General features: G+C 44.2%; 24 protein-coding genes. 2 read left to right on the top strand and 22 right to left on the bottom strand.

Features of this window, described 5'->3' with window-relative positions:
* Positions 1-638 (top strand): SpoVR family protein (locus NSQ99_RS23215; RefSeq protein WP_340839286.1); only part of this gene is annotated, 638 nt, incomplete at its 5' end.
* Positions 639-845: 207 nt separating this feature from the next.
* Here NSQ99_RS23215 and NSQ99_RS23210 read toward each other — a convergent pair.
* The 6 genes from NSQ99_RS23210 to NSQ99_RS23185 form a co-directional block, all read right to left on the bottom strand.
* Positions 846-1,889: a hypothetical protein gene (locus tag NSQ99_RS23210; RefSeq protein WP_340839285.1), complete on the bottom strand. Its 1,044-nt coding sequence runs from the start codon at positions 1,887-1,889 to the stop codon at positions 846-848.
* Positions 1,890-2,032: 143 nt separating this feature from the next.
* On the bottom strand, positions 2,033-3,073 hold the full coding sequence (locus tag NSQ99_RS23205) for a copper amine oxidase N-terminal domain-containing protein (RefSeq protein ID WP_340839284.1): 1,041 nt from the start codon (positions 3,071-3,073) through the stop codon (positions 2,033-2,035).
* 229 nt (positions 3,074-3,302) lie between these two features.
* Entirely contained in the window at positions 3,303-4,034 is a 732-nt protein-coding gene (locus tag NSQ99_RS23200) for an ABC transporter permease (protein ID WP_340839283.1), read from the bottom strand.
* The gene (locus NSQ99_RS23195; RefSeq protein ID WP_340839282.1) at positions 4,031-4,765 is read right to left on the bottom strand and encodes an ABC transporter ATP-binding protein; all 735 of its coding nucleotides are present in this window, start codon (positions 4,763-4,765) and stop codon (positions 4,031-4,033) included. Before NSQ99_RS23195 ends, NSQ99_RS23200 begins: the two co-directional genes overlap by 4 nt.
* Positions 4,766-4,792: 27 nt before the next feature.
* Complete coding sequence (locus tag NSQ99_RS23190) at positions 4,793-5,227, bottom strand: helix-turn-helix domain-containing protein (RefSeq protein ID WP_340839281.1); 435 nt, start codon at positions 5,225-5,227, stop codon at positions 4,793-4,795.
* 179 nt (positions 5,228-5,406) lie between these two features.
* The gene (locus tag NSQ99_RS23185) at positions 5,407-6,267 is read right to left on the bottom strand and encodes a manganese catalase family protein (protein ID WP_340839280.1); all 861 of its coding nucleotides are present in this window, start codon (positions 6,265-6,267) and stop codon (positions 5,407-5,409) included.
* A gap of 223 nt (positions 6,268-6,490) precedes the next feature.
* Here NSQ99_RS23185 and NSQ99_RS23180 point away from each other — a divergent pair, with 223 nt between their 5' ends.
* The gene (locus NSQ99_RS23180; protein WP_251668646.1) at positions 6,491-7,282 is read left to right on the top strand and encodes an IclR family transcriptional regulator; all 792 of its coding nucleotides are present in this window, start codon (positions 6,491-6,493) and stop codon (positions 7,280-7,282) included.
* Between the two features lie 72 nt (positions 7,283-7,354).
* On the opposite strand, the gene NSQ99_RS23175 is transcribed toward NSQ99_RS23180, so the two are convergent.
* The 16 genes from NSQ99_RS23175 to NSQ99_RS23100 all read right to left on the bottom strand — a co-directional run bounded on the left by NSQ99_RS23175 (position 7,355) and on the right by NSQ99_RS23100 (position 26,404).
* Positions 7,355-8,599 carry a Zn-dependent hydrolase gene (locus NSQ99_RS23175; protein ID WP_340839288.1) on the bottom strand — a complete coding sequence of 415 codons (1,245 nt, stop codon included), beginning with the start codon at positions 8,597-8,599 and terminating at the stop codon, positions 7,355-7,357.
* Positions 8,600-8,615: 16 nt separating this feature from the next.
* On the bottom strand, positions 8,616-9,161 hold the full coding sequence (locus NSQ99_RS23170; RefSeq protein WP_251668643.1) for an L-2-amino-thiazoline-4-carboxylic acid hydrolase: 546 nt from the start codon (positions 9,159-9,161) through the stop codon (positions 8,616-8,618).
* Between the two features lie 75 nt (positions 9,162-9,236).
* On the bottom strand, positions 9,237-9,968 hold the full coding sequence (locus tag NSQ99_RS23165) for an ABC transporter ATP-binding protein (protein ID WP_432806940.1): 732 nt from the start codon (positions 9,966-9,968) through the stop codon (positions 9,237-9,239).
* Complete coding sequence (locus tag NSQ99_RS23160) at positions 9,965-10,738, bottom strand: ABC transporter ATP-binding protein (protein ID WP_251668719.1); 774 nt, start codon at positions 10,736-10,738, stop codon at positions 9,965-9,967. The genes NSQ99_RS23165 and NSQ99_RS23160 overlap by 4 nt, the downstream gene beginning before the upstream one ends.
* Positions 10,738-11,697 (bottom strand): branched-chain amino acid ABC transporter permease, encoded by a 960-nt coding sequence (locus NSQ99_RS23155; protein ID WP_251668642.1) that lies wholly within the window; start codon positions 11,695-11,697, stop codon positions 10,738-10,740. Before NSQ99_RS23155 ends, NSQ99_RS23160 begins: the two co-directional genes overlap by 1 nt.
* A gap of 9 nt (positions 11,698-11,706) precedes the next feature.
* The gene (locus NSQ99_RS23150; RefSeq protein WP_251668640.1) at positions 11,707-12,579 is read right to left on the bottom strand and encodes a branched-chain amino acid ABC transporter permease; all 873 of its coding nucleotides are present in this window, start codon (positions 12,577-12,579) and stop codon (positions 11,707-11,709) included.
* 80 nt (positions 12,580-12,659) lie between these two features.
* Positions 12,660-13,793: an ABC transporter substrate-binding protein gene (locus tag NSQ99_RS23145; protein WP_251668638.1), complete on the bottom strand. Its 1,134-nt coding sequence runs from the start codon at positions 13,791-13,793 to the stop codon at positions 12,660-12,662.
* Positions 13,794-14,035: 242 nt separating this feature from the next.
* Complete coding sequence (locus NSQ99_RS23140) at positions 14,036-14,920, bottom strand: ABC transporter permease (protein WP_340839277.1); 885 nt, start codon at positions 14,918-14,920, stop codon at positions 14,036-14,038.
* Complete coding sequence (locus NSQ99_RS23135; RefSeq protein ID WP_340839287.1) at positions 14,920-15,840, bottom strand: ABC transporter ATP-binding protein; 921 nt, start codon at positions 15,838-15,840, stop codon at positions 14,920-14,922. The genes NSQ99_RS23140 and NSQ99_RS23135 overlap by 1 nt, the downstream gene beginning before the upstream one ends.
* A 5-nt stretch (positions 15,841-15,845) precedes the next feature.
* Positions 15,846-16,256, bottom strand: coding sequence for a DUF3021 domain-containing protein (locus tag NSQ99_RS23130; protein WP_340839276.1), 411 nt, complete (start codon positions 16,254-16,256; stop codon positions 15,846-15,848).
* A gap of 4 nt (positions 16,257-16,260) precedes the next feature.
* Positions 16,261-16,716, bottom strand: coding sequence for a LytTR family DNA-binding domain-containing protein (locus NSQ99_RS23125; RefSeq protein ID WP_340839275.1), 456 nt, complete (start codon positions 16,714-16,716; stop codon positions 16,261-16,263).
* 691 nt (positions 16,717-17,407) lie between these two features.
* The gene (locus tag NSQ99_RS23120; protein ID WP_340839274.1) at positions 17,408-20,128 is read right to left on the bottom strand and encodes an exo-rhamnogalacturonan lyase family protein; all 2,721 of its coding nucleotides are present in this window, start codon (positions 20,126-20,128) and stop codon (positions 17,408-17,410) included.
* Positions 20,125-22,482: a glycoside hydrolase family 88/105 protein gene (locus tag NSQ99_RS23115; protein ID WP_340839273.1), complete on the bottom strand. Its 2,358-nt coding sequence runs from the start codon at positions 22,480-22,482 to the stop codon at positions 20,125-20,127. Before NSQ99_RS23115 ends, NSQ99_RS23120 begins: the two co-directional genes overlap by 4 nt.
* Complete coding sequence (locus tag NSQ99_RS23110; protein WP_340839272.1) at positions 22,482-23,792, bottom strand: hypothetical protein; 1,311 nt, start codon at positions 23,790-23,792, stop codon at positions 22,482-22,484. The genes NSQ99_RS23115 and NSQ99_RS23110 overlap by 1 nt, the downstream gene beginning before the upstream one ends.
* Positions 23,793-23,863: 71 nt before the next feature.
* Positions 23,864-25,438, bottom strand: coding sequence for an extracellular solute-binding protein (locus NSQ99_RS23105; RefSeq protein ID WP_340839271.1), 1,575 nt, complete (start codon positions 25,436-25,438; stop codon positions 23,864-23,866).
* A gap of 81 nt (positions 25,439-25,519) precedes the next feature.
* Positions 25,520-26,404 (bottom strand): carbohydrate ABC transporter permease, encoded by an 885-nt coding sequence (locus tag NSQ99_RS23100; protein ID WP_251668625.1) that lies wholly within the window; start codon positions 26,402-26,404, stop codon positions 25,520-25,522.
* Positions 26,405-26,412: the final 8 nt, after the last annotated feature.

Raw genomic sequence — 26,412 nt, 5'->3', positions numbered from 1 at the left:
ACGAAGGCTGGGCTTCCTATTGGCATCAGCGCATTATTCGTGAGATGAATCTGACCAGTGAGGAGACGATTGAGTTCGCCAAGCTGAATAGCTCGGTCGTTGTCCCTTCGCGCCAAAGCTTAAACCCATACTACTTAGGCTTAAAAATTTTTGAAGATATCGAGAAGCGCTGGGATAATCCAACGGAGGAAGAGCAGCGACGCTTTGGTCGCAAGCCCGGCAAGGGCCGAGAGAAAATTTTCGAGGTACGTGAGCTCGATTCTGACCAATCCTTCCTGCGCAACTACTTAACGAAGCAGCTCGTTGATGAGCTCGATCTATATGTTTTCGAGAAAAAAGGGCCAGAGTGGAAAATAACCGATAAATCGTGGGAAAACATTCGTGACCAGCTTGTTTACTCGAAGGTTAATGGCGGCTTCCCAACACTTCAAGTAGTCGATGGAGACTTCCTAGGCAATGGTGAGCTATATATCCAGCATCAATTTGAAGGCGATGAGCTCGATCTCAAATACGTGGAGCGTACACTGCCGCATGTGCAGAGCCTCTGGGGAAGAAGCGTGCATCTGCAAACCGTTGTAGAGGGTAAGAAGATTCTATTCACCTCCAATGGAACGAAGACGACGCGGAAGTTTTTGTAGTTGAATCATATCTTGGCTAATTACCTGAATTCAAACCACGTGGCGCACAACATACAGAATGATCATCGTATATAAATATATAAATGCCCACAGCGTTGAATATGTTAACGCTGCGGGCATTTTACTTAGTACCTATGTAACTTATCGCTTTACTCTCTACTATTTACGTCATCCTACTTAAAACACTTGATTTTACCTAGCGTTTAGTTATTCCTCACCATTGCGAAGCCGCTCAAAGTACTGGTAATCATCATAATCTTCATAGGAGTCAGCTTCAAAGGCCTTTCTTTTATTATCATATTCCCAGCGAGCCATGCTCTCCTGATGCATTCTTTCTTTCATCTCATCCGTTGGCTCATAGAATATCGGCGATTGGTCTTGCTGGATGTGGTCTGACTCATCACTATCCTTGTCATCCTCGTAATATGAATCATGGTCAAGATAATCATACCCATGCAAAAATTGCACATCCACTTGTCTATGGCCGAAGTAATCTTGTGGAACCATAAAAGTGGAATGGTATTCCTTAACGACTTCTTTCACTTTATCTATAGGCATGTTCGTAAAATAAACATCGTCATATGTATCATAATATACTTCTGACTTCACGCTTATTGCATCGTACTGTTTTCGATACTCACTATTATTCGCATAGTACCAAGCCTGAATTTTTTCACTCTCCACACAATCCCAGCGTGTAAAAAGCTCTAATAATTCATCGGTTACATCATCCGGCTCATTTGTCTCTTCTTCCAATTGACGCAACCCTGCATAGGCTTTCACATTTGTTTTCTCCTTTAAGAAGGACAACAATGGTAGCCTTTCCTGTTCTATAATGATGCCATGAAAACCATTATGATATTTTTCATCTGTACTTAGGTATACCCCTTCATGATCCATATACCATTCTAGCTCATCGAATGCTTGAATAAATAGTGCTTTGCGCTGGCCAGGTGCCATATTTCTGTCTGGATGAATGGTAGAGGACAGATAGAAGTCCTTCTGATTAAGATATACTTCCTCATGTATACCGTCTTTGTAATCGTAAGCGGTTGTCACTAGACTAATGTTTCCCCCATTGGAATAATCTCTCCAATATTGCGGCTTAATACGAGCATTATAAATATTAGACCTTATATAATTCGTTTTCTTGATTCGAGCTGCAAGGATAAAGTCTCCGCCTTGATATGCTTGTTGAAGCTTCGATTCGACTTCAGAGCTTGTAAGTAAATTCGCTAGATCAATCCACATGCTGAACTCATCTCCATATTATTCATAGGTTGCTTTAATTGTAAGATTACCACAATTGAAAAAATGTTGGTATAACATCGAATAAAATAAAAAACAGACGTCAGCTCTCTCTGCCAACGTCTGTTCCCTACTTACATATTATATTAGCTTCCTAGATAAACAATTTTCCATGCGTGACCGATTGGAGGCAAGCTTTTAGTAAGCATTGGCCCATAGTATGCTAGCACCTTAGCATCTTTTGTCAATTGGTCTGAATCAATCAAATTACCTTCAACATCTACAATTGTCGTCTCACTGTCTATACGAAGCACGACTTGTTCTGGAGAAACATCACTCATCCCCATGCCCTTGACTACAATGCTCAAATTGCCTTCATCATCCTGGCGAACCTCTTCGATCGCGCCAGATGTACCAAGCATATTCGCATCGTCAGCAGCTTCTACGATTGTAATTTCGTAAGCATAGGTTTGACCTGGCAAGCTCATCGTCATCGCTAAGCTATGCTTGACTTCAATGCTCATGCCTAAGGACAGCGCACTAAAGTCTACTTGCTCACCTGCACGATTGCGAATAATCGTTTCCTCATCGATGTTTAATATCGTGCCTTCTACACCTGTTCCGTTAACTTGAATGGATTTATATTTCTCATCATCGTTAACACTCGTTATAACTCCTTGTGCCGTTATCATCTTTACATCCTCATTTTGAAAAGAAACATTCACTTGATTGCCCTCAGTAACGACTTGACCTCGCATAATCTCTGAGAAAAATGTAGCTGGAACATATAGCTTTCCTGCTATTTTAGTAGGCTTAGCGCCCAATTGCACGTTCATTTTATTATATGCATATTGATCCACATCAGTCGTAACCATTGTCCATATCGGTGAATTAACCAAGGACACTTCTGCTGATTGCTTATCTTGATGCCATGTCACATTGAATCCTAACGCTTCGGATATCTCACGTAACGGAACCATAATATGCTTGTCCTTATTCATAAACCCTGCTGTAGCAATGTTTTGATCATTAGCGATTACACGGAATGAATGTTCTGAAGCCTCAGTGCTGATGACCTGTGCTGATGTCACGACTGCTTGAGTTGATTCAGCATAAACGGCTCCTCCTGATAAAATCATTGATGCTGCAATGATGGATACGGCTTGTTTCTTAAGCTGTTGTTTCATATGTATGCCTCCTGTTATGTCTAACTTCACTGTTACTTACGACATAACAGTAAAAATTGTTGCAGCTAACTACCAATAATTTATACTTGATTTCATGCAACTGACATTAATATCACATTTTTTAACATATTCTTCTATAAATACAGTATGATAGTAAAATTATATTCAGCCGTTTCTCGAAGTATAATAGTTTAGAAATTTTTAACCTCCTATTCTAAAGGTTATCCCGTTAACTAATCTTCATACCTCGTCTAAATGTTGCGACAGCGATCACTACCAGTGCAGCTCCATACGCAAGCACCCACCACAGATGAGGAAGCATGTCAGCATAAGCACCTATCGCAGCAGCTTTGCCCATATCTACCGCATGTACGAAAGGTAAAACATAAGCAACCGCCTTGAATGCGCCGCCAACCAAATTAAGATCGAACCATGTACCTGATAGCCAAGCAGTTAAATTCGTCAGCAATGCACCACATATCGCTGTAGCCGCCTTCTCACTAAACACAGTCCCGCACAGCAGACCGATTCCAATATAGATGAAGGATATGGGAATGAGCATGATAAGGGCAACCACAATCGACAACGAAAACTTCATACCAAGAATTAAAGCGACAGCATAGCACACTATCCCTTGCGCCAGCGCAATTGGTACAAGTGGAAGAGCATAGCCTAATATATAATCTGCTGCTTTCATCGGTGTCGTAAATAATCTTGTTAAGAAGGAGCTTGCTCTGTCCTTAGCAATAAGCTGTGCAGAAAACAGCGACATGAACGATAATCCGAAAACAGCGACACCAGGCGTTAATCGCTCGATATTAAACAAATCATTGGGTATATTCCGATTGATCGCTGATAGCAGCAGCAGCAAAACAACTGGAAAGCCTATTCCAAATAATACTGCTAATGGGTCGCGTATAATCTCTTTTGTTGTACGTTTAGCAAATATCGTCATCTTCATTGTTGTCCACCATCCTCAACTAGCTTAATAAAGGTATCCTCGAACTTAGATGTGCCTGCCTGCTCATTTAGCTGGGAGACGGTGCCAATTGCTTTAATGCGACCATCTTGCATAATGCAAATCCGATCAGACAAGCTCTCTGCTTCCTCTAAATAATGCGTCGTTAGGATGATCGTCGTTTTTTCCTTTAGCTTTTCAATTACTGCCCACAGCTCTCTTCTAGCAAGCACATCCAAGCCTAAGGTTGGCTCATCTAGAAAAAGGATCTTTGGATCACTAATCAATGCCATAGCGATACTGAGCTTCCGTTTCCAGCCACCTGACAATGTCTTGCTTTTTGATTTTTCATATGGTTGCAATGAGAATCGCTGAATCATTTGATCGGTCTTTTGCTTAACCGTCTGCTTATCAAAGCCATATAAGCCTGCCATTAGCTCTAAATTTTCACGTACCGTCAAATTCGGTGCAATGGCTGTTTCCTGTGGAGATACAACGATGAATTTTTTTACTTGATCAGCTTCGGTGACAATGCTTTTTCCATTCAACAGAGCATCACCACTCGTAGGCTGTGTTATCGTGGACAGCATATTTATTAACGTTGTTTTACCTGCGCCATTCATACCAAGTAAAGCAAATAACTCTCCGTCAGCAATATTGAGCGTTATACGATCTACAGCCACCTTCGCACCATATTGCTTCGTTAATTGCTTGATTTCAATTGATGAATTCATTGTGCATTCTCCCCTATCTGAACTATGCTATGAATCGGATGGTGGATCTAGTGGAGTTTTTACAAGTGAGAAAAATTGCGACATTTGTTCCTCAGGAACGATGGCTAATCCTCTTTCTTCATCACCTACAATAATCAATCGATCTCCCTGCTGCAGGTGAAACAGCTCGCGTGCTTTTTTAGGAATAACGATCTGTCCACGTTCTCCGAGCTTCACTATTCCGAAGAAATGCTTTCCTTTCGGTGGAAGATCCAATCCTAGTCCCTCATCCTCATAATGAACTAAATTATCTAACGTCACTTGAAATAAATTTGCTAGTGCAATGCTACTTGTTAAATCAGGGACAGATTCTCCCTTTTCCCATTTGGCTACCGCCTGTCTCGACACCTGTATTTGCTCTGCAACCTGCTCCTGCGTAAGCTTATTCCTTAATCGCAAATTTTTTAAGTTCTCACTAATCATATTTTTCATACCTCCTATTTCATTATTCATGTTATGTAGTAAAACGTCTATCAACTGAGTATAACATCAATGTTACGTTTCGTTGCGTCTAATCTATTTCATTATTCATTCATAGATTAAGATTACTAGGCTTGTCCTGCTGGATTAGGGCAAGCACAAGCAAACCCTAATGCCAAGACCTATTGACAAGGATCAATAAAAGGTCCTTTGCCAGTAAGCACCTGAGGCAGCGTGTCATACGTATATGGCGGAGCTGGTTTCAGCACTGGTGCAGGTGCTGCAGGCTGAGGTGCATTTACGTAGTTAAACGTTCCGCAGCCATCCACGCTCGGTCCACTTGCCCAAGGCCCAGTTGCGCTTTCTTCTCCTCTGGAGAAATTAAACAGCGTATGGGAAACCTCTTGTTTCTCTAGCTTTCTTGGGAATGTGCTTGGTACGACAATGCCTTCTTTTTCTTCTAGTTCTCTAATCGCTGCGATCCATTGATTCTGATGCATCGTATCACGTGCCAATAGGAACGAAAGCATATCTCTTACGCCGCGGTCATTGGTCTCATTATATAGACGAGCAACTTGAAGACGACCTTGAGACTCTGCCGTTACATTCATTCTTAAGTCTGCCAGCAGGTTACCGCTCGCAATAATATATTTACCATTCCATGGATATCCATTGCTATCTGCAGGCATCGCGCCTAAGCCTGATACAATGACATGCTGTGGATTCATTCCACCAAGAATCGCACCAACGACCGGATCCTTCGCTGCATTTTCCACATCACCAATGGGTGCATCATCAAGCAATCTAGCAATCATCGTTGCAAGCATTTCAACATGACCAATTTCCTCTGTAGCTGTATCCATCAGTAGATCCTTATATTTGTTTTCAGGACCTCTCATGTTCCAGCCTTGGAACAAATACTGCATTGCTACAGATATTTCCCCGAATTGACCACCTAGCACCTCTTGCAGCTTACGCGCAAAGATTGGATCTGGACGCTCTGGTTTAGCCTCGTACTGCAGCTCCTTGATATGATAAAACATTACATCTCCTCCATATCATGTGTTTCTATGTTCAGTTACGAATTATGATATGCAGCCACCGTGATATGTGTCCCGATATATGTTATAAAAATAAAGCATATACTCTACAAATTCATGTATTAAAGGAATTTATTCGCTATAATAGAAGATAGATGCCTATTAATGATGGGATAAGTTATATATTAAAACGAGTATTAAGATAGTCATAATGGAGGTTAATGTATTGAACAACAAAAATCCTCGTATGATTCAATCCGTTCAAAGAGCGCTAGATATTATTAACTGCTTTGATTCTTTGCACACACAGCTGACACTTACGGAAATTAGTGAAAAACTACAATTGAATATAAGCACCGTACACGGCTTAATAAATACGATGAGTGCATACTCTTACATCGTTAAAAATCCTAACAATGGGAAATATCGCCTTGGTCTTGAGTTTATATTGAAGGCCAACCTCGTTACTCAAAGCCTTGATCTGAAGGAAATTGGACATAACTATCTTAAGAAACTAACGACAACCTACAGTGAAACATCACATCTCTATGTATATCAGCAGGAGCAAATCTTCTGTGTTGATAAGGTAGAATCACCGAACAACTATTTTATTATTAGCTCAAGAGCAGGCAGTAAGCTCCCGATGCATGCCTCTGCATCCGGCAAAGTATTTTTAGCACATATGTCTACTAGCGAGCTGGATTATTTTCTACAGGACTACAGCTTTCAAGCTTTAACAAGTCGAACGATTACGTCGATAGAGGAATTAATGACGCATCTGCAGCATATCGCACGAATTGGCTATGGGATTGAGGATGAAGAAATCGAAGAGAATGCGTATAGTCTTGCAGCGCCTATTAAGGATGCACACGGCAAGGTTGTTGCTACCATTAGTTTAATCGGCTCTCTCAATCGAATGAAGGAAAAAGAAGCCTATATATTGGAGGATCTAATAGAAGCTGCATATGAGATTTCATCACAGCTAGGCTATAAACAAAAGCAAACATCCGCTCTTTAAATGAGAAAAGCTAGACGCTACTTGGAGGATGGGCTCAGTCCCATATCCAAGTAATCGTCTAGCTTTTGTACATTATGAACGTTCAACAGCCGCTAGCTGAAGCAGTGTGCTATACAATACCTGCGTGCCAGCTGCACAATCCTCTTTGCTGCTATATTCCTGAGGGTTATGGCTAATGCCGTCCTTAGAGCGAACAAAGATCATGCCGAGCGGACATAAGCTATGAAATTGCATACCATCATGTCCTGCTCCGCTTACTAGTGTCGGCAGCTCCATGCCGTTGAGCCTTGCAGCTTCCTCAATCGCTGCCATAATCTCAGGCGAGCTAGGTGCAGGTGGAACACGCTGCAGCAGCTCGATAGAATACTCGATGCTCTGCTGCTTGCATACTTGATCAGTAAAGTCACGAATGCGCTGCTCAAGCTCGTTACGCTGTGCTTCATCAATATCTCGCAGGTCCAGTGAAAACTGCACCTCACCAGGAATGACGTTTACTCCTCCAGGCAGCACCCTGAGCTTGCCTACCGTTGCCACAGCATGCTTAAATTGACGAGTTTCACGATAAATATAATCAAAGATAGCCGTTGCTGCTTCCAAAGGATCACGCCTCATGTTCATCGGTGTCGCACCTGCATGACCAGCCTGGCCATTTAAAGTAAATTGCAGCCATAATGGACCTGCTATTCCGGTAACGAGGCCTACCGGCTGATTGAGCTGCTCAAGCACTCTACCTTGCTCAATATGCAGCTCGACATAGCCTTTAATCTCCTCGGACTTCCTCGCAGCAGAAGCAAGCTGTGATGGAACGTATCCGGCAGCTTCCATCGCCTCAGCAATCGTAACACCTTGCTCATCGCGCTGTGTCAAATTGTCTTGCTTCAACGTGCCGGCTAATGCACGACTTCCGATCATACCGAAGCCAAACCGAGAGCCTTCTTCATCTGTGAATGCAACGACCTCGATCGTATGCTTTGGTTGAATGCTGTTTTCATACATCGTCTGAATGGCCTCAATCGCTGCTAGCACACCAAGTGCGCCATCGAATTTACCGCCATGCAATACCGTATCAATATGAGAGCCCGATATAACGACTGCGGCATCTGGGTCCGTACCTACGTAAGTACCGATTAAGTTGCCAACAGCATCCTCTCGCACTTGCATACCTGCCTCTGACATATAGCTCGCCACTTGCTCCTTCGCTTGGCGCTCAAGCTCGGTGAAGGAAAAGCGGGTTACTCCGCCCTGTTCATCCTCACCGATTCTGCCAAGCTCCATGAGCCTTGCCCATAGGCGATCACCATTCACTGTACCGATCATCGTGTTATTCACCAGCTTATTCACCTTTTGCTTTTGCTTCGTCTGTAGACTCGTTTGCTTGCTCTTCTTTTTGTTTCATTTGGAATCTAAAATGGCATTGTCCATCCTTCACCAAATATTGATCATGCACAACCTCGAAGTTTGGATTGTAGCCACGTGCTATAGATGGGTCGATCATTTGGCAGTAAAGAATTCCGTATTCCTCCATGCCATCTTCTTTCCATGTATCGCCGAAAGGGCAGCGTGTAAATGTTTGCTCGATTTCATTAGGCACATATTCTGTCTCATATTCGAACAAGTCACTACGACCCATATCATAGTTTGGCAAATAGTTCATAATATCATTCGGTTGTCCGTTAGCAGCAGCGCGACGTGCAATATCACGGCCACGCTCCTCACCAAATGTGCGTACACCTTCACGAATGGCGTCAGCACCTTCTTCACCAAATTTATCAACGACTGATTTACTCAAATGTGCAAATAGCTTTGCCATAATGGTATACGGAGATGCTGGTTCCAAGCTTTCATCATGTTTAATTTTTTGTTCTTCTTGTTTAGCCATTGTAATCTCTCCCTTTGGATGGTTTATAGATCTATCATCTATGAAAGCAAAAAGCCTCTCAGCTTCTCGCATAAGTTAATTGCTAATCCCCAGATAAACTGACTTGACAATATCATTGCTGCGCAGGTTCTCAGCAACATCCTCTACGACAATCGAGCCTGTCTCCATCACGTAGCCACGATCCGCAGCCGATAGTGCCATATTGGCATTTTGCTCGACAAGCAGAATCGAAACTCCATCCTTGTTGATCTTCTTAATCGCTTGAAAGATCTCTTTAACGATAATCGGGGCAAGCCCCATGGATGGCTCATCAAGCAGCAATAGCTTCGGTCTTGCCATCAGTGCTCTAGCGATGGCAAGCATTTGCTGCTCGCCTCCACTCATCGTACCTGCCAGCTGTTTTTTACGCTCAGCTAGCCGAGGGAATAGCTCAAACATGCTCTGCAAATCAAGTGCGATATTTTTCTTGTCTTTACGTACATAAGCACCTAGCGACAAATTTTCAAGCACCGTCAGATCAGCTAGCACGCCACGGCCTTCCGGTACTTGCGAGATGCCAGCAGCTACGATTTTGTGCGGCTCAAGCTTCGTAATATCTTTGCCTTCGAAGCGGATAGTGCCCTGATTATTTTTATGCAAGCCTGAAATACTTTGCAGCGTAGACGTTTTGCCAGAGCCGTTCGTGCCAATTAGGGCGACGATTTCACCTTGCTTTACATGAAGCGAGATTCCTTTAACCGCTTTGATTGCATCGTAGGATACCGACAATTGCTCGATTTCCAATATAGCTTGTTGATTCGACATCATGCTTCAACCTCCCCGCCCAAATACGCTTGAATGACTAGCGGATCGTTTTGAATTTCGCTTGGCGTGCCTTCAGCTATTTTTTGACCATAGTTTAGAACGACAATACGATCAGAGATTTCCATAATCATTTGAATATCATGCTCGATAAGCAGCACTTCAATATGATATTGCTTGGATAATTGCAAGATCTTTTTAATAAGCTCGCGCTTTTCCGTCTGGTTCATGCCCGCTGCAGGCTCATCAAGCAGCAGCAGCTCACAGCCAGTCGCAAGTGCACGTGCGATTTCCAGCAAGCGTTGTTCTCCATAAGGCAAGCTTCCTGCCAGCTGGTCCGCCTTGTCAGCGAGGCCAACGATCTCGAGCTTTTCCATACATTCCTGAACGATTGCTTGACGTTTCTGCTTCAGTGACGAACGTGCAAGAATTGAAGCGAACACGCCTTCCGTGTTAACTTCCTTATGCGCAACGAGCACATTTTCAAGCACGGTCATATTTTTCAGCAGTCTTGTGTTTTGAAACGTACGTGCAATGCCGAGACCGACTCGCTTGTACGGCTTCAATTTATTAATTAATTGATTTTTATATCGAATTTGTCCTGAGGTCGGCGTATAAATACCTGTCATAATGTTAAACAAGGTCGTTTTGCCAGCACCATTAGGGCCAATTATTGATAAAATCTCACCACGGCGGACCGTAAGATCTACTTCATTCAACGCAACAAGCCCACCGAATTTAACAGATACCCGCTCGAGCTCCAATACATTCTCCATCATTTACCTTCACCCTTCTGAACCTTTCCATAGAAATTGAGCTTGCGATGCTTTTCGCCCCAAAATCCAGTCGGTTTAAAGATCATCATAAGAACGATGGCAAGACCTAGCAGCAACATACGGTATTCACTAACATAGCGCAGCAGCTCCGGTGTAACGACTAGAATCGAAGCCCCAAGAATGGAGCCTGCCAAATTCCCTGAGCCTCCTAGAATGACCATTGCTAGAATGTTAACGGAATCCAAATATCTAAAGGCATCCGGACTTACATACGAGATGTACGCTGCCCAAAATGCTCCTGCAATCCCTGCAAAAAATGCACCAATCGTAAACGCCATAATTTTGTATTTATTCGGTCTAATCCCGATCGAGGCCGCTAATCGCTCATCCTCACGAATTGTGAGCATGTTGAGCCCGATCCCGGAATGTACAATTCGATTGATGACGAAATAAGTAATAACAACAAGCACTAAGATTAAATAGTAGAATTCAATTTTACCACTGAACGAATAGCCAAACAGCTCAGGGGCAGGTATTCCTGGAAGTCCCATCGGACCGCGAGTAACATCGACCCAATTGACAAATATTAATCGTACAATTTCTCCAAAGCCAAGGGTAACAATCCCAAGGTAATCACCACGAAGTCTAATGACGGGTGTACCTAGCAAAAATCCAAAAAAGCCTGTTACGATCGCTGATATTGGCAATACGAGCCAGAATGAAAGATCGTAGTTAATTAATAGAAGGGCAGCGGTGTAAGCACCGATACCATAAAAAGCTGCATGCCCAAGAGCAAATTGACCTGCATAGCCGATAATGACGTTTAGTCCCATCGACAAAATCGAGAAAATCCCGATCATAATCATAACGTGCAACCAAAATTCGCTAACCTGTCCAAGCAATAAAGGTAAAGCCAATAAGAGTGCAGCGATTATGAGAACAAATAATTTACGATTCATGCTTATCACCTACACCTTATTGATTTCTTTCTTACCTAAAATACCTGACGGGCGAATGAGCAGCACAATAATTAGAATAGCGAACGAGATAACACTTTTATATTGAGTGGAAATATATGCACCAGCAAGTGCTTCTACAAGGCCGAGCAATACGCCGCCAAGCATCGCACCAGGAATGCTTCCGATACCGCCAAGAACTGCCGCTGTAAATGCATTAATCCCTGCCATATAGCCCATCGTTGGATAAACGGCATTGTAATAAATACCTACCATAATACCCGCACATGCTGCTAAAGCAGAACCAATTGCGAAGGCTAAGCTAATCATTCGGTTCGTGTTAATGCCGAGCAGTGCTGCATTCGTTAAGTTTATGGATGTCGCACGCATCGCTGTCCCGATCTTTGTCTTCTTCACAAAAAGATGAAGACCGACCATAAGTAAGCAAGATAATACTAATATGAGAATTTGAATTTCCGAGATTGTAACACTGCCTACAACATACGTCTTGGAACCAAAGCTTGTCGGAAATGGACGCATTTCCGTTCCCCATATAAGCTGAGCAACGCTAATCAAAAATGTCGATACCCCTAATGCGCTTATGAGAGGCACGATTCGGTCCGCCTTGCGCAGTGGCCGATAAGCTGCTCGTTCGATCGTAATCCCCAGCAAAGCCGTCACAACAGCAGAAAATATAAAGGCCACAAATAATGGTACTTGCAGCTCCTTAAGAAAGAACAGCCCTAGAAAGCTGCCTATCATATAGATATCACCATGCGCAAAGTTAACGATCTTGAGAATGCCGTAAACCATTGTGTAGCCTAGGGCAATTAAGGCATAGATCATGCCGATCGTTAGGCCGTTCGTGATTTGCTGAAATAGCATAGTAACTCCTTTCCAAAATCAATAAGCAAGAAGCAGGATGAGTATATTCATCCCGCTTAATGTTATATTTCGATCTCAAGTTATTCGAAATTGACAAACTCTCCGTTTGCAACTTTCAGTTTTGTTGGAACGGTAATAACATCCCCATTCTCGTCAAAACTTAGTACACCCGTAGCACCCTCGTAATCCTTCACTTGGTCAAGGAAGGTTTTAATGCCTTCACGGTCTGTGCCATTTTCTTTGATTGCATCAATAATTAGAGACGTTGCAACGTAAGAGTATGCTGCATACGTATCAGGCTTGCTGTTGTATTTTGTTTGGTATTGCTCAGCAAACTCAGTAGCTTTTTCATTGCTGCCGCCTGGATAGAAGAAACCGATAATCTTAAAGTCTTCTACAGACTGTTGACCAAGCTCAAGCAATGCTTCAGAGTATAGGCTGTCTACACCGATAAATTCAACGTCCATGCCAAGCTTCTGTGCTTGTTGTGCAATCAATGCTGCTTCGTTATAGAAACCACCGATGAAAATCGCATCTGGTTCTGTTGTTTTAATCTTTGTTAATACAGTGCTGAAGTCTTTCTCACCTGGGTTGTATGCCTCAGTTGCTGTAACTTCAATGTTGTTGCCTGGTGCAGATTGTTTATACACATCTAGTAAGCCAATACCAAAATCAGATTGCTCATAGATAAGTGCTACCTTTTTATAGCCAAGCTCCTGAGACCATGTTGCCAAATAATCCGCTTGGAACGCATCTGTTGTAATAACGCGATACGTATATTCACCAGCGTTAGTAACAGCTGGAGCGCTAGAAGATGGTGAGATTTGAACAATTTTATTTTTGTTGTATACCGGTGCAGTAGCTAGTGTTGCAGAGCTGTTAAAGTGACCTACTACGCCTAGAATGCTTTTATCCGATACAAATTTATTTGCAACGTTTACTGCTTCGTTAGAATCACCTTTGTCATCCTCGATAACAATTTCAACTTGCTTGCCATCAATACCACCAGCTTCATTAATTTGTGCAGCTGCAAGCTCTGCACCATTTTTGAATGCTGTACCATATTGAGCCTGAGTTCCAGAGATCGGTGCTGCTAGTCCAATACGAATCGTATCGCTATTTGAAGAGCCGCTGTTATTCGAGCATGCGCCTAGAATCCCAATCAATAATATTGCAATAAGTCCAATCGATAACTGTTTTAGTTGACGTTTCATTTGCTCCACTCCTGTGTGTGTTTTAATTAATCCTATCTGATTAGTATACTTTAATTATATGTAAGTCTATTAAAAAATCAACTACTTTTTTAACATTGTCAAATCCATTACGATAATATCATAACTGTAAAATTAAATATACAGTTTTTTTAATATTTTTATATAAAAAAAGCCTATGCGCGATTATGCACATAGACCTTATAAAGCTATCATTCCAATTATACGATTCGCTCGTTCTATTATTACCCTAAACGCTTTTCCCTTCTATGAAAAAGAGTTATGGATAGAACAGCAAGCACAGCAATTGTTACTGCAATAATAATATAGCTTGTAGAAAGACTTAATACGTTGTCATGTAGCTTGTAGGTGACACCATACATGAGCTTATATTGCTCCTCAGCCTCGGCAGGTGCACCTGCAAAAACGTCAGTAAGCGAGCTCTCCATAAACGCATTACGCAGCAGCAGCGTCGTGTGACTGATCGGAAAGTACATAATGATATTTTGCGCAAAGCTTGGCAGTGCCCCGATCGGAACATATACCCCGCATAAAAATCCGAGCAATGTGCCAACAATCGTACTTAAGGTTGAGAATGCATTGAGTGTGTGAACCATCATAACGATAACAACGTTGAATAAGCTAGCAAGCAGCACCGATAACAACAATATGCCGACCACTTTAAGTAAAGATGTAAAGCTAAGCCATGCACCACCAGTTGCTACAATATATATTTCACAGCCAATCAAAGCGATAAAGGAAAACACGCTGCCGATAATAAATGCATTAAGCACATATCCCATCTGAATAGCAGCTCGGGAAACCGGTGCCGTTAAAAAGTCTGCACTCGCTTTTGTTTCGATATCTTTAATCGCAAGACCGAATGACGCAAGTGTTGTCGTCACAGCGATCATTGACAATAGTCCAGCTATAAGCCATTCGTTTACCATCGTAATCATTTGCGGTGTTGCTTCGGTTACCTGCTTAATGGAATCAACCTGCATCTTTTGTAGAAAGAGTGCGTACAGCACAATGACAATAATGACGGACAACAGTGAGAAGAAAACACTTGTTTTATCTCGTCTGAACACTTTGCTATTACGTCCAACTAAGCTAACGATTGCTTCCATTATGCTGCACCGCCTTGTTCCATAATATGAATAAACACATCATCCATCGTGCCTTTCATCACTTCAAAGGATGCAATTAACGGTTCAACTTGCTTTAATATCGACAGTGCAGCCAGCGTCGACTCTACACGTATCGTGTATATCCCTTGCTTCTCGGTGTAAGATATATTTTGCTCCATAAGCCACTGCTCTCCTTCATGAGCGTTATGGAATACAAGCTCCATCTGATCATAGGCATAGGCAGTTTTCAGCATATCTGGCGTACCTTTAGCAACGATCTCACCTTGTCTTAGGATGACAATCTGATGTGCCATCGCTGCTTCCTCCATATAATGCGTCGTTAGAAACACCGTCATATTCGTTTCCGCTTGCAGCTGCTTAATCGTCTTCCATACAAATTGACGAGTTTGCGGATCAAGCCCTGTCGTCGGCTCATCTAAAAATAAAATCTGCGGGCGATGAATCAATGCTCTAGCAATATCTGCGCGTCTTTTTTGTCCGCCAGAGCATTTACCGTATTTTTTGTCCTCAATATCACCCAAGTGTAAATACGAGGAAACAAATTGATAGTTATCCATAAGCTCCTTCTTCGATAAGCCGTACATTTTACCCCGATGCCATATGTTTTCACGTACCGTCAACCGTTCATCAAGTAAGCTCTCCTGAAACACCACACCAATTGATTTGCGAATTTCAGCATTGTCACGGCTTGCATCGAGCGTATACCCGTTAATGCATACTGTACCGCTTGTTTTTTTAAGCAAGGTACATAGTATTTCGATGGTCGTAGATTTCCCTGCCCCGTTTGCACCAAGAAATGCAAACAGCGTCCCTTGTTGCACTGTAAATGAAATCCCTTTTACTGCCTCGTGCTGCCCGTATCGCTTACTAAGTCCCTCTACCTGTATAGCAGTCTTCATCATAACTACTCCTTTCGTTTTTTAATGGCATCGTTAATTTGAGCGATATCCTTTTTCTGCAGGATGAACATCATACACCAGATCAATAGATAAATAATGGCCTCTGAAATGAGCACATTTTTAATACCGAAGTGGACAAACCAGCCACCGAAATAGCCTGCAGTTAAAACGCTTATCGTCACAGCTGTTAAATGCAGACCGAGCTGAGCAATAAACGGTATCCGTTCCCATTCAAATATTAAGGACAACGGTCCGATAACTGCACCAAGTATTGCAGCAATCACTACCTGCTCTAATAATTCTTTACCTGTCATGATTGCCGCCGGGTCAGACACAACACTAACCGTTACTAGAATATAGGAGCAGCTCAGTGAAATTAGTATACTTGTAACGATCAGCTGAATAATTTTTTTCATAGCTCTACTCCCTCCCAATACCTAAGTGTAGTTTTAATTCCTTCAAATATTTACGACTGACATGAATAGCAACATCGTTTTCTAGCAGCAATTGCGTTGTTCCGATTTTACCCATTTGAATAGAGGAGATTTTATGTACATTTACTAGAGTTGATTTATTTACTCTGACGAAGTCCTTTGACAGCATCTCTTCCAGCTCATATAATTTGCGCTTCGATTCATATTCCTGCTCATCCGTCTGCAAAAATACGCGTGACTCCTCTGCATAGATGGAATAAATGTCGGTAATTTTGAGCAGATGAATCTCTTGCTGCAAGTAGCCATCAAGTACTGTCGCTTGTGTCGTTTGTGAAGCTTGTAGCTGCTTCATCAGTTTTTCAATTTGTTCGTTATATTCCTTGGCGAGGATATGGACCTCTGTTTCTTCTAAAGCTTGGTTAATCGTTAGTTGAATTTTCAAGGTGGAAGCCTCCTCGGTAATGAATACTACCTTATCTCCTATAGCGGAGAGTACTGATCAGTTACTAATAATGTAGCATAGATAAATTTAACGGAGCGTAATTTTTCTGTAAGTGGTTAAATTTTAATGGTAAGAGGTTCATTTTGTGATGTGTCATGCAGCCTTGCATCATCGATGTGTAACGCAAAAAAGCATAAACTCAGTTAAGAATACCGAGCTCATGCAAATTACCAATTTAAATAAGGTTCAATAAGCTGGGGCTTCAGGACCAAGAAGATTGACCGCTAGTAGAAAAAGAGGAGCGCAGCGTACGTTATTGGTACGTGAGCACCGGATTTTTCGCTAGCGGTCAATATTCGCCGTCGACTAAGCTACAGCGCAAACACATCGTCATCAAGCCTCTGCTTAGTAAACTACATTAAAATAAAGGTTCAATAAGCTGAGACCTCAGGACGATGAATGCGCTTCGAAGCACAGCGTCATCAAGCCTCTGCTTAGTGAATTACCAATTTAAATAAGGTTCAATAAGCTGGGGCTTCAGGACCAAGAAGATTGACCGCTAGTAGAAAAGGAGGAGCGCAGCGTACGTTATTGGTACGTGAGCATCGGAAGTTTCGGTAGCGTGCCATATTCGCCGTCGACTAAGCTACAAAGCGTTACATCGTCATCAAGCCTCTGCTTAGTGAATTTCCTATAATAGGTGTCCGATGTATGCCTTGCACATAATCACATTCAACGACCACTGGCTTGCCGTATTCGTTGATAAGCCTTGAACCTCACTCACTGGATAAGGATAGTACAGTCGCTCCACCTGCTGTGGCTGCAGCTGACTCAGCTGCCAGTGATTCGTGATCGTAAGTAAATAATCCCACGCCTGATTACCCAGCGCATCATCGCTATAATATTCAGCGGCATACGCCATAATAAGTGTGGAGAGCATCGGAATATCCCAGCGTTTGCCGACAAACGCTTCTTTCGTTCGTTTGCTTTTTTCCGCTGGAGGCAAATTATAAAACTCACCTAGCTCAGCGAGCATCTCGCGCCATGTTTCATCCTCTAGCAAATCAGCCAGCTCAGTCCAGACCTGAGTGCCACCCATGCAGATCATGAGATGGTAGTCATAGTTTTCATGCCCCATATAGCTCAGCTTGCCAGTCTCTGGATCATAGCCAAAGGTCGGACCATCAAGCAGTCGATGCGGAGACTGTTTTAGCGAATCGATGCCTGTCTTGATCTTATGCAAGTAATGCTCACTTTCATGGCGCTCCCATTGTACGAGCCAGTTCGCACAAAACGCTGACCAATCTGGCCCGCTTCTCGCATGAGTTGCATGCTCATCCTTCGGAAAATATGCACGCATCGGATCAAGCGTAACCGTTGAAAAGTCGGCATCCTTCACTTCATCCATAATCTCGCCAATCCGTTCATCTGCAGTCATATAATAATAGAAGCGATGCAGCGTTGCCATCCCGATTCTCGCTTCCTTGCAGCCACAGCCATAATGCAGCACATTATGGCGCGAGCCAAGCCCTTGGTATTGTCCGAGATGATAGAGATCGGTTTCACTTGTATGTCGTGTCATCGCTTCTGCCATGTAGAACAGCTGCGGCTCGCCTGTGCGCAGGAAGGAATACCAGAGCCATTTGTTCGGAACAAGCTCTGTGTTCTGCCATGCACAGCCACCAATATCATATTTCCAAGTATGGCGAAGAGGATCGTAGCTATGCATTACATCACCATAATCCCAAAAGCCATACCAACGGCGCTGCTCAATTTCTTGAAGATAAAAGCGCCATATGCTTTCCAGCGCTTCCTCTGTCTGCCGATGACGCTCCGTATCGTATTGCGGCAAGCTGTATCGACCGAATACAAGCGTTGCGACATAGCGCTCCTCCTTACACACGAGCAGTGGCGTATATTCACAGCCACGAGCAAGCTGCTCCAGCTCCTCTTGCTGAGGCGTATTCGCTGCAAGATGAAGCTGGCATTCTGTCGTATGCCCAATGCCGTACGGGGTACTTCGAAGCTCATCGGCTCCTTCATAGGAGGAGCGAACATGCGTTGTCGTATCGTAATGCCGTAAATCCATCGCAGCAGCCTCGGGACTCCATAGCCACAATGTAGCTTCTGCTAGATCCCTGCCTAGCCCACTTACCTCCATACCACTAGGACATAGCTGCCAGAAATGCTTCATCGCAAGCGCTATTCCTCCAGCTTCTGAGCCGACATATAGCAGTCCACGCGCTCTTGCTCCATACAGCGAACGTACCCATGCACAGCCTTCAGAGGTGCGTTTACTTATGCTGTAGCTATCTGGGTTCAGCTGGACAAGCTTGAAATCATTCCATACTGCTGCATCCTCAAGCAGTGACGCATACTGCTGCTCCCGTTCGTTCGCCGGATCCCAGCTTACGAGCTTGCCCTTCAGCTGATCACGATATTTTTGCTCCATAAAGGCAGGAAACCTAGCCGTCATTAACCCTCTAGCTGCCTCGCTGAACCAGCCCATATCTCCAGCAAACCGAATATGACGATTCTCCAGTGCCCCTTTCATCGGCACATTAAAGCTGATTCCGATGCCTGCAATGGCATGCAAGGCCGGATCTCCGTCATAAAGCAGTGTATGCTTTAGTCTGATCGTAGCTTGATGCCGATAGAATGTAAGCCGAACCGTAAACGGGATAAGCTGCTCATATGTACCATTAGCCGTCCTTTCAGCTACGGCAGCTTCCAGTCTGTGACATCCCTTAATCGCAATAACCGCACGCAAAGGACCGGCACTTTCAATCGAAACCTGCTCGATCTCGCTTACATACGTTTGTCGATTGCCATCATGCCTGCCCGGAGCATCAGATAGGATCAGCTTTAGCTTACCTTGCTCGGCTATCGGCGCATCCTCCTGACCACGTAGTGACAAGGAATCGATTAAGATGCTGCCACTCTTGCGGATATGACATACGACCGCTTCACCGTTCACCTTGATGAGATCACCTTCATCGGTGACAAAGAGATCGTTCGAACGTGTGCCCGGAATTGCTGCTTCCTCCTGATGTGGCTGTGTTGATTGTTGATATTCCAGCTGTTGCTGCAGCTTCGGTTGTTTAATGACTAACGGAGGCTGATTCACCTTGCTCAGTACATAGCGCTCTCTCCCTGTATTGGCAAGCTCAGCTGCATGTGCGGTCCATTTGACGCTGCCATCGGGCCAGTATGCGGTAGGCCAGGATTGAACCTGCAGTAATTCTCCTTGCTCATTACGAAGCTCGAGCTGCTCATGTCTAGCTAGCTGACCACGATGCCATGGAACACCCCAAGTAACACCGGTGATTAGACCAGTCGCTGAAGCTGAATCAAGCCATTTTAATGAAACTTGCTGCTCGTCTGCTTGCTGTCGTCCAGTAGTTTGATTCATGGCCGTACCTCCAGCCTCGTCTGCGCTTCAAGCCAGCTGTTCATTTTCCCCGCTTCAATCCCAGCCAGCATAATGATGCCTATGCCATGCGTATCATTCAGCCTTGGCATTAGCTCGTGCTTATAATAGTAAGAATGATGTGCAAAGCCTGAGCCGCGACATACGCCATACACATTCCCTTCCTCATCAATAGCTCGCTTCTTCAATCCTTCCCATGCTTTACGCACGCATTCAATATAGGAGGAAGGTTCATCATACCAGCCCTCTTGAACACCAATTGCAAATGCGTAAGCAAACATCGACGTGCAGGAGCTTTCCTCATAGGACTCGTGATCATCCAGCACCTGATGCCACAGGCCGTTCTCCCCTTGAAGCGCAGCATAGCCGCGGCTTAGCTCGTGGAACATGAGTAGCAGCTCGTCTCGCTTTGGATGATCAGCCTTAATGTGACGCAGCAGCTCAGCAAGCGAAAAAAGCACCCATCCATTGCCTCTTCCCCAGAACGCTCCGTTCTGAGCATTGAATTTCAGGTCGTACACATGATGCATGATGTTAAGTGAAGACTCAAATAAATATTCCTTGTACTGCAGCAGCTGATGAATCGCATCATCGATATAGCGCTGCTCGCCCGTATGCAGGCTATAGCGAACGAGAAACGGCACGCTCATATAGAGATCATCGCACCACATCGTATCCTTCATAAAATTCGTACTGCCTTTAATGCGATAGAGCGTTCCGTCAGAGAGACGGCTCTGCTCGCTTGTAATATAGTGAGCGATCCGAGCTGCGAGGCTGTCTGCTCCGGCAAGCGGCTGTCTCGCATGTGCATACAGCATCGTTGCCCCGAACGAGCCGCAGTCATCCAAGCTATCCATACCAACGAGCTGATGATTAATACCCGGCGCTCCGAACATCTGTGCATCCCAGAACGAGTAATCATGGAATGCGGTACAGCTCTCAATATGACTGACAGCATACTGTAGAGCCTCTTCATCCTCAAGTCTTAGCAGGCCGTATAGCGTCACACCGAGTGGATAATTCCATCTGCCATAATGAGAGGTTTCTGCGAATGGACGAATATAGCCACCAGGCATATCGGTCCGCCAATAGGATGGACCTTCGATTGTCGTATGAAGGGTCGACATCGATTGCAGGGCTATCGTATCCTGCAGGGATAGTGGCTGCTCATATGGTCCGCTGTATAAAAATGCATGCGAATTCCCTTCCACCTGCAATGGAGCGACAGGGGTCACATCAGCGCTTAGCTCATCGGTTAAATCAACGGCTGCACCTTGCTCCAAGCTAACTAGTCGTTCCCAATTCACACCAATACCGTCTTGCTCAATCATCCAGATCCATACGTCGTTGCGTCCTTTTTGCAGAGAAAGCTTCACAGCGAAGTGCGACGACAACTCACTCGTTCCCTCTAGTGAGCTTAAATCCTCAGTACTACCACCAAGATCATTTACTAACTTTTGCGAATTTAGTACAGCAGCTCTACTCTGTTCATCGGCTGCTGCTCTTATCGAGTTCAATTCAGATCCAACACTTCGCTCCCCGGATACCTCTACCTGCTCACTGTTGCACATAATGATGAGCTTGCCCTTATACGTACCACTCAGCTCATATACTCCATCAGCTTTAGCATATACCGACGTCCATGCCAGCACCGCTTGCCCCTTGGAAGCCCCGAAGATCCGCTCAGCAGCTGTCTGCTGCAGCTCCTCCTTCTGCCATGTCATGCGCGGATGCCATATTAACTGCTTATCGCTCGCAAGTATATCGCAATGAGCAAAGTCAGCTTTTCTTTCATCAATAGGGGCTGTGTAGATTACTCCCTCTGCACCTTCTGCTGCTCCGAACGGAACAACAAAATGAAGAGGAAAGCCTTTAATCGAGCCTGAGCCAAACTGCGCACCGCAGCCCGTCCCAGTCTTCATAAACTGCCATACGAACTGATTCCAGCCTGCCTTCAGCTTTAAGCGAAACCAGCTTCTTTGCTGCGGAAAAACCTCCTGCTCAATATTGGCATGATGAGCTAATGCTCCATTCACATATACGGTCACAGGGCCATAGCAGCTCAAGCTAAACGGCAGCTCCGTATCCTCCTCACTCCACAGCTTCGCCCAGGCATATACATACTGTCCATTGTGAATCTGAGGAAAGCGGCTAGTCATCTCCATGTCATAGCGATAATCCAAACCTCGCTTCAATCCATCCATCGATGAGACACGATACGTATACGATTCAGCAGGCTGAGCGGACATATAACGTTGCGCCATCGTTTTCAGTACATCGTTATCCTGACCTTCAAAGCGATCCCAGCTGCTTTTTACAAATTCACCACAATGCATTAATACTCCCCTCCCGGATACAAGGTTGAGCTATATAATCTCTTCGTTTGAGCAATGGCACGGCGATCCATTTGCTGTCCTGCCTCGAAGGCTTCTGGTGGCGGAGCAAGCTTGCCGTAGATAGCAGCTTCCTGATCGCTATAGATAACAACTTGCTCAAGTCCGCTCTGTACCAAATCACCAAACACAGCATAACCATCTAATGTAAACTGAGCGACAATATTCATTTGACCGTCATATATCGTTGGATTTACTCCTCCACCGCGGCGGTAAGCAAGTATATAATCATACTCGCTCGAATCCCAATGACGAATCGTATGAATGATCGTTAACCAGCCACTCGTTTTACGGTCTTCCTTCCATAGCTCCTCACCATGCTGACTGAGCATAAACATGCCGTCACGTCCTGACAGCTTCAGCTTATCCCCCGTATCGCCGCGCTTGATTCGGTCAAGTCCAGCAATCTGCAGGCCTGGCTCCGTGCTCATAAATCGCCCTAACGCAATATGCTGAGACTCAATTGAACCTTCATAGCGCCACAGCTCGTTACCATCACGGTCATACATCACCGTCACACTGCCTCCAATAACAATTTGCTTGTCGCCACGACCTAATACATCCCCTACCCATATACAATCCGCATGATCTTCAAGCGGCTGCGTAGACCACATCAGCTTGCCATCTGCATCTAGCACATCATAGCCAGCAATAATTTCATCTCGTCCATCGCCATTCAGATCATAGGGATATGGAAAATGTCCAGGGTTCCCTTTAAACGACCAAAGCAAATTCCAGTCTTGATCCATGGCCCACAGCTGACGATAACGGTCCTTTAGAATAATATCCTGCGCTTCTGGTGTACCTCTAAGATTACAGATAATAATACAGTCATGCGCATACTCAGCCGGGAGCGGCAAGCGTCGTTTGACGCTGCCATCATGACCATTAAGCACGAGCAGCTCCTTATCCATGACACATAGCACCTCATTGGAGCCATCTTGATCCCAATCATAGATCTGTACCGGATAATCTGAACCTGGACCTCCTGCGTCCATTCGCGGCTCACCTACCTGCCACAGCAGCTGGCCATCTATCGTGAATGCTGTTAATGCAATGACCTGATGAGGAACATAACGATCATCAATTCCACCATCTGCCTGCACGAACAACAGCTCCATTCGCCCGTCATTGTTAAGATCGCCTAGCAGCACCTTGCACCGTGGCCCCGCAGCGCTTACATCGATCCTCGACCATTCCACATAAGCTTGCTCTCCCATCCCTATCTCTCCTTCGTATCCGATTAGCTCCATAGGCAGGAATAGGCCGCACAGCTTGCCCGTTCGGACAAAGGTGCGAGCCCTTCCTGTTACTACTTCATAAACTATTTAATTTGTTGATACAATTCATTGATTTCAGCGATATAATCATCTCCGCCGTTTTTCTTCCATAGCTCAATTGCTGCATCAAGTCCAGCATCGTCGATTTGACCAACGATATATTGAATACGAGCATCAGCGATAATATTGTCCATCTGTTGACCAAGCTGTGCATACACTTCGGAGATAAGCGGCTCAGCTGGGTTACCTACAACGATTTCTTCATTCGCTTTTTGAACAGCATTGATCTTTTCATTTAGCGGCGTTTGCTCGATGCTAGGAGCTTCCGGCCCAATATACATTAGCATTTGGTTCAAGCTTTCAATTTCTTTAAGCAGAGCAGGGTCGTCATTGATGAGAGATTTAATATGACCATCTACCATCTCATAATGTCTTCCTTCTACACCGCGCTCAAGAAGCAGCTTCATCTCTACATCATTTAACTGATCAAGAAACTTAAGCACTCGTTTCAATTCTTCTTCTGTTTTCACTGAGCTTTTTGAGATAGCCAGCATACCGTTATAGCCTGAAGTCGGCATATCACGATGCCCCTTCGGTCCTACTGGTGCCTGGAATACATCGGTGTAAGGCGTGTCACGAGGTGCCTTTTCTTGCATAGCGTTATCAAGTCGTCTAGCATTATCTGCTACATCGACAAATGCACCTGCTTTTCCATTTACGAACGGATCATTCCATGCAGCGGAGTCCATAACTGCAAAATCTTCATTTACTAAGCCTTCCTCGTATAATTGACGGAAAAACTTCAGTGCCTCGCGATACTCAGGGAACATATGAGTAGGTAGCAGCTGTCCGTTTTCATCCTCGCCCCACTTATTCGGTGCACCGAACCAAACCTGCATAATATCCCACGGGCCGCTATACTTCGAAACGACAATACCATAGGTGTCATCTTTACCGTTTTGATCTGGATCGTCTTCTTTAAACGCTTTCAATATGTTGTAGAACTCATCAATCGTTGTTGGAGCAGAAAGACCAAGATTGTTCATCCAGTCTACGTTCAGCGTTACCCCCATACGTCCGAGCACACGTGAACGATAAATACCATAATTTTTACCGTCTATTGATGTGTTGTTAAGTGTTACTTCATGCGCCTGAGCAAGATTCGGATAATCCTTCAAGTAAGGTCCTACATCCCAGAATGCGCCTGCTCTTGCGGCATTAATGAAGCTCGCTGAGTTGCGGTCGACGACCATAATATGAGGAATTTCTCCGGACACAAGCGTAATATTCACTTTATCTGGATAAGAGCTGTTTGGTACAAATTGAACATTCACATCCGTATTCGTATACTCTTCTAATGCTTTAATAATAGGAGAATTGTCATCGGGCAGATCTGTGCTGAACGCTGCAATCATGATATCGAGCTTAAGCGGATCTTCCTTTACTTCAACGTCATCCGTGTTAGCATTCGCATTTTCTGTCGGTGGATTTGTTGTTGGGGAATTGCTAGGTTGCGTGTTCCCCCCATTGTTTGATGAACAAGCGGTTAATAACATGGCTACAGCGAGTACGAGCAGCCAACCTGCTTTTAGCTTGCCTTTGTTTGTCTTTTTGTCCATACTTGATCCTCCTTTTTTTGTTTCAATCATTATATAGAATCGCTCATAGGCGAGTTCTAACGAGATTACTAGTCGATGACACTAGCCCTTGATCGAGCCGAGCAAGGCTCCTTTTGCAAAATGCTTTTGTAAGAACGGGTACACAAGCAAAATAGGAATCGTCCCTACAATAATGACTGCCATTTTGACCGATTGATCCGGTGGCTCAACAAACTCAGGGTCAACATTGTTCAAGTCTCCAATGGCGAGCTGTGACAGCATAACAATTTCACGGAGCATAACCTGCAGCGGCCATTTGTTATGATCGTTCAAGTAAAGCAGGGCCGAGAAGAAATTGTTCCAATGACCAACGGCGTAAAACAAACCAAATGTCGCGATGATTGGCATAGACAACGGAATAACAATTCTCCAAAGTACGCCTATATCATTACAGCCATCAATGCGTGCTGACTCCTCTAAACCAGCAGGAAGGTTCTGGAAAAAGTTGCGAATAACGATCAGGTTAAAGGCACTAATGGCCCCTGGCAAAATGACCGCCGCATACGTGTTAACTAGTCCTAACTCCTTTACAACGAGATAGCCTGGAATCATCCCCCCGCTAAACAGCATCGAGAATATGACCATATTCATAACGATGTTGCGTCCCATCAGATCTTTTCGCGATAAGGCGTATGCCATCGTCAATGTAAAGAATAGATTCGTGATCGTTCCAACGATCGTAATATAGATTGATACTCCCATACTACGAAACAGTGTTGAAGATGAAAAGATGTATTCGTAGGCAGAAAGCGAGATATCTCTTGGGAATATAAAGAATGAGCGCTCAGCAAGCTCAGCCTCCGTAGCGAAGGAGCCAGCAATAATGTAGACAAACGGTAGCACTGTAGCGAGAGCGAACAATATGAGAAACAAGTAATTGAATATATCGAAAAATCGCTCATGCCAGCTGTCGTGTTTACTTAACATATTTTCAC

Origin of the sequence: Paenibacillus sp. FSL W7-1287, from assembly GCF_038004245.1 — a bacterium.
Lineage (GTDB): Bacteria > Bacillota > Bacilli > Paenibacillales > Paenibacillaceae > Pristimantibacillus > Pristimantibacillus camelliae.
Note: the sequence above shows the minus strand (reverse complement) of the source record. Positions and strands in the feature narration are given on the sequence as shown.

Bases quoted from the DNA above. Each gene is read 5' to 3' on its own strand.
- NSQ99_RS23150 (WP_251668640.1), bottom strand. From the start codon at position 12,579: ATGCTATTTCAGCAAATCACGAACGGCCTAACGATCGGCATGATCTAT.
- NSQ99_RS23145 (WP_251668638.1), bottom strand. From the start codon at position 13,793: ATGAAACGTCAACTAAAACAGTTATCGATTGGACTTATTGCAATATTA.
- NSQ99_RS23135 (WP_340839287.1), bottom strand. From the start codon at position 15,840: ATGAAGACTGCTATACAGGTAGAGGGACTTAGTAAGCGATACGGGCAG.
- NSQ99_RS23140 (WP_340839277.1), bottom strand. From the start codon at position 14,920: ATGGAAGCAATCGTTAGCTTAGTTGGACGTAATAGCAAAGTGTTCAGA.
- NSQ99_RS23195 (WP_340839282.1), bottom strand. From the start codon at position 4,765: ATGAATTCATCAATTGAAATCAAGCAATTAACGAAGCAATATGGTGCG.
- NSQ99_RS23105 (WP_340839271.1), bottom strand. From the start codon at position 25,438: ATGGACAAAAAGACAAACAAAGGCAAGCTAAAAGCAGGTTGGCTGCTC.
- NSQ99_RS23115 (WP_340839273.1), bottom strand. From the start codon at position 22,482: ATGCATTGTGGTGAATTTGTAAAAAGCAGCTGGGATCGCTTTGAAGGT.
- NSQ99_RS23185 (WP_340839280.1), bottom strand. From the start codon at position 6,267: ATGTTTTATCATATCAAGGAGCTGCAGTACGAGGCTAAACCAGAGCGT.
- NSQ99_RS23190 (WP_340839281.1), bottom strand. From the start codon at position 5,227: ATGATTAGTGAGAACTTAAAAAATTTGCGATTAAGGAATAAGCTTACG.
- NSQ99_RS23160 (WP_251668719.1), bottom strand. From the start codon at position 10,738: ATGGAGAATGTATTGGAGCTCGAGCGGGTATCTGTTAAATTCGGTGGG.
- NSQ99_RS23165 (WP_432806940.1), bottom strand. From the start codon at position 9,968: ATGATGTCGAATCAACAAGCTATATTGGAAATCGAGCAATTGTCGGTA.
- NSQ99_RS23205 (WP_340839284.1), bottom strand. From the start codon at position 3,073: ATGAAACAACAGCTTAAGAAACAAGCCGTATCCATCATTGCAGCATCA.
- NSQ99_RS23100 (WP_251668625.1), bottom strand. From the start codon at position 26,404: ATGTTAAGTAAACACGACAGCTGGCATGAGCGATTTTTCGATATATTC.
- NSQ99_RS23200 (WP_340839283.1), bottom strand. From the start codon at position 4,034: ATGAAGATGACGATATTTGCTAAACGTACAACAAAAGAGATTATACGC.
- NSQ99_RS23120 (WP_340839274.1), bottom strand. From the start codon at position 20,128: ATGAATCAAACTACTGGACGACAGCAAGCAGACGAGCAGCAAGTTTCA.
- NSQ99_RS23130 (WP_340839276.1), bottom strand. From the start codon at position 16,256: ATGAAAAAAATTATTCAGCTGATCGTTACAAGTATACTAATTTCACTG.
- NSQ99_RS23110 (WP_340839272.1), bottom strand. From the start codon at position 23,792: ATGGAGCTAATCGGATACGAAGGAGAGATAGGGATGGGAGAGCAAGCT.
- NSQ99_RS23170 (WP_251668643.1), bottom strand. From the start codon at position 9,161: ATGGCTAAACAAGAAGAACAAAAAATTAAACATGATGAAAGCTTGGAA.
- NSQ99_RS23210 (WP_340839285.1), bottom strand. From the start codon at position 1,889: ATGTGGATTGATCTAGCGAATTTACTTACAAGCTCTGAAGTCGAATCG.
- NSQ99_RS23155 (WP_251668642.1), bottom strand. From the start codon at position 11,697: ATGAATCGTAAATTATTTGTTCTCATAATCGCTGCACTCTTATTGGCT.
- NSQ99_RS23175 (WP_340839288.1), bottom strand. From the start codon at position 8,599: ATGATCGGTACAGTGAATGGTGATCGCCTATGGGCAAGGCTCATGGAG.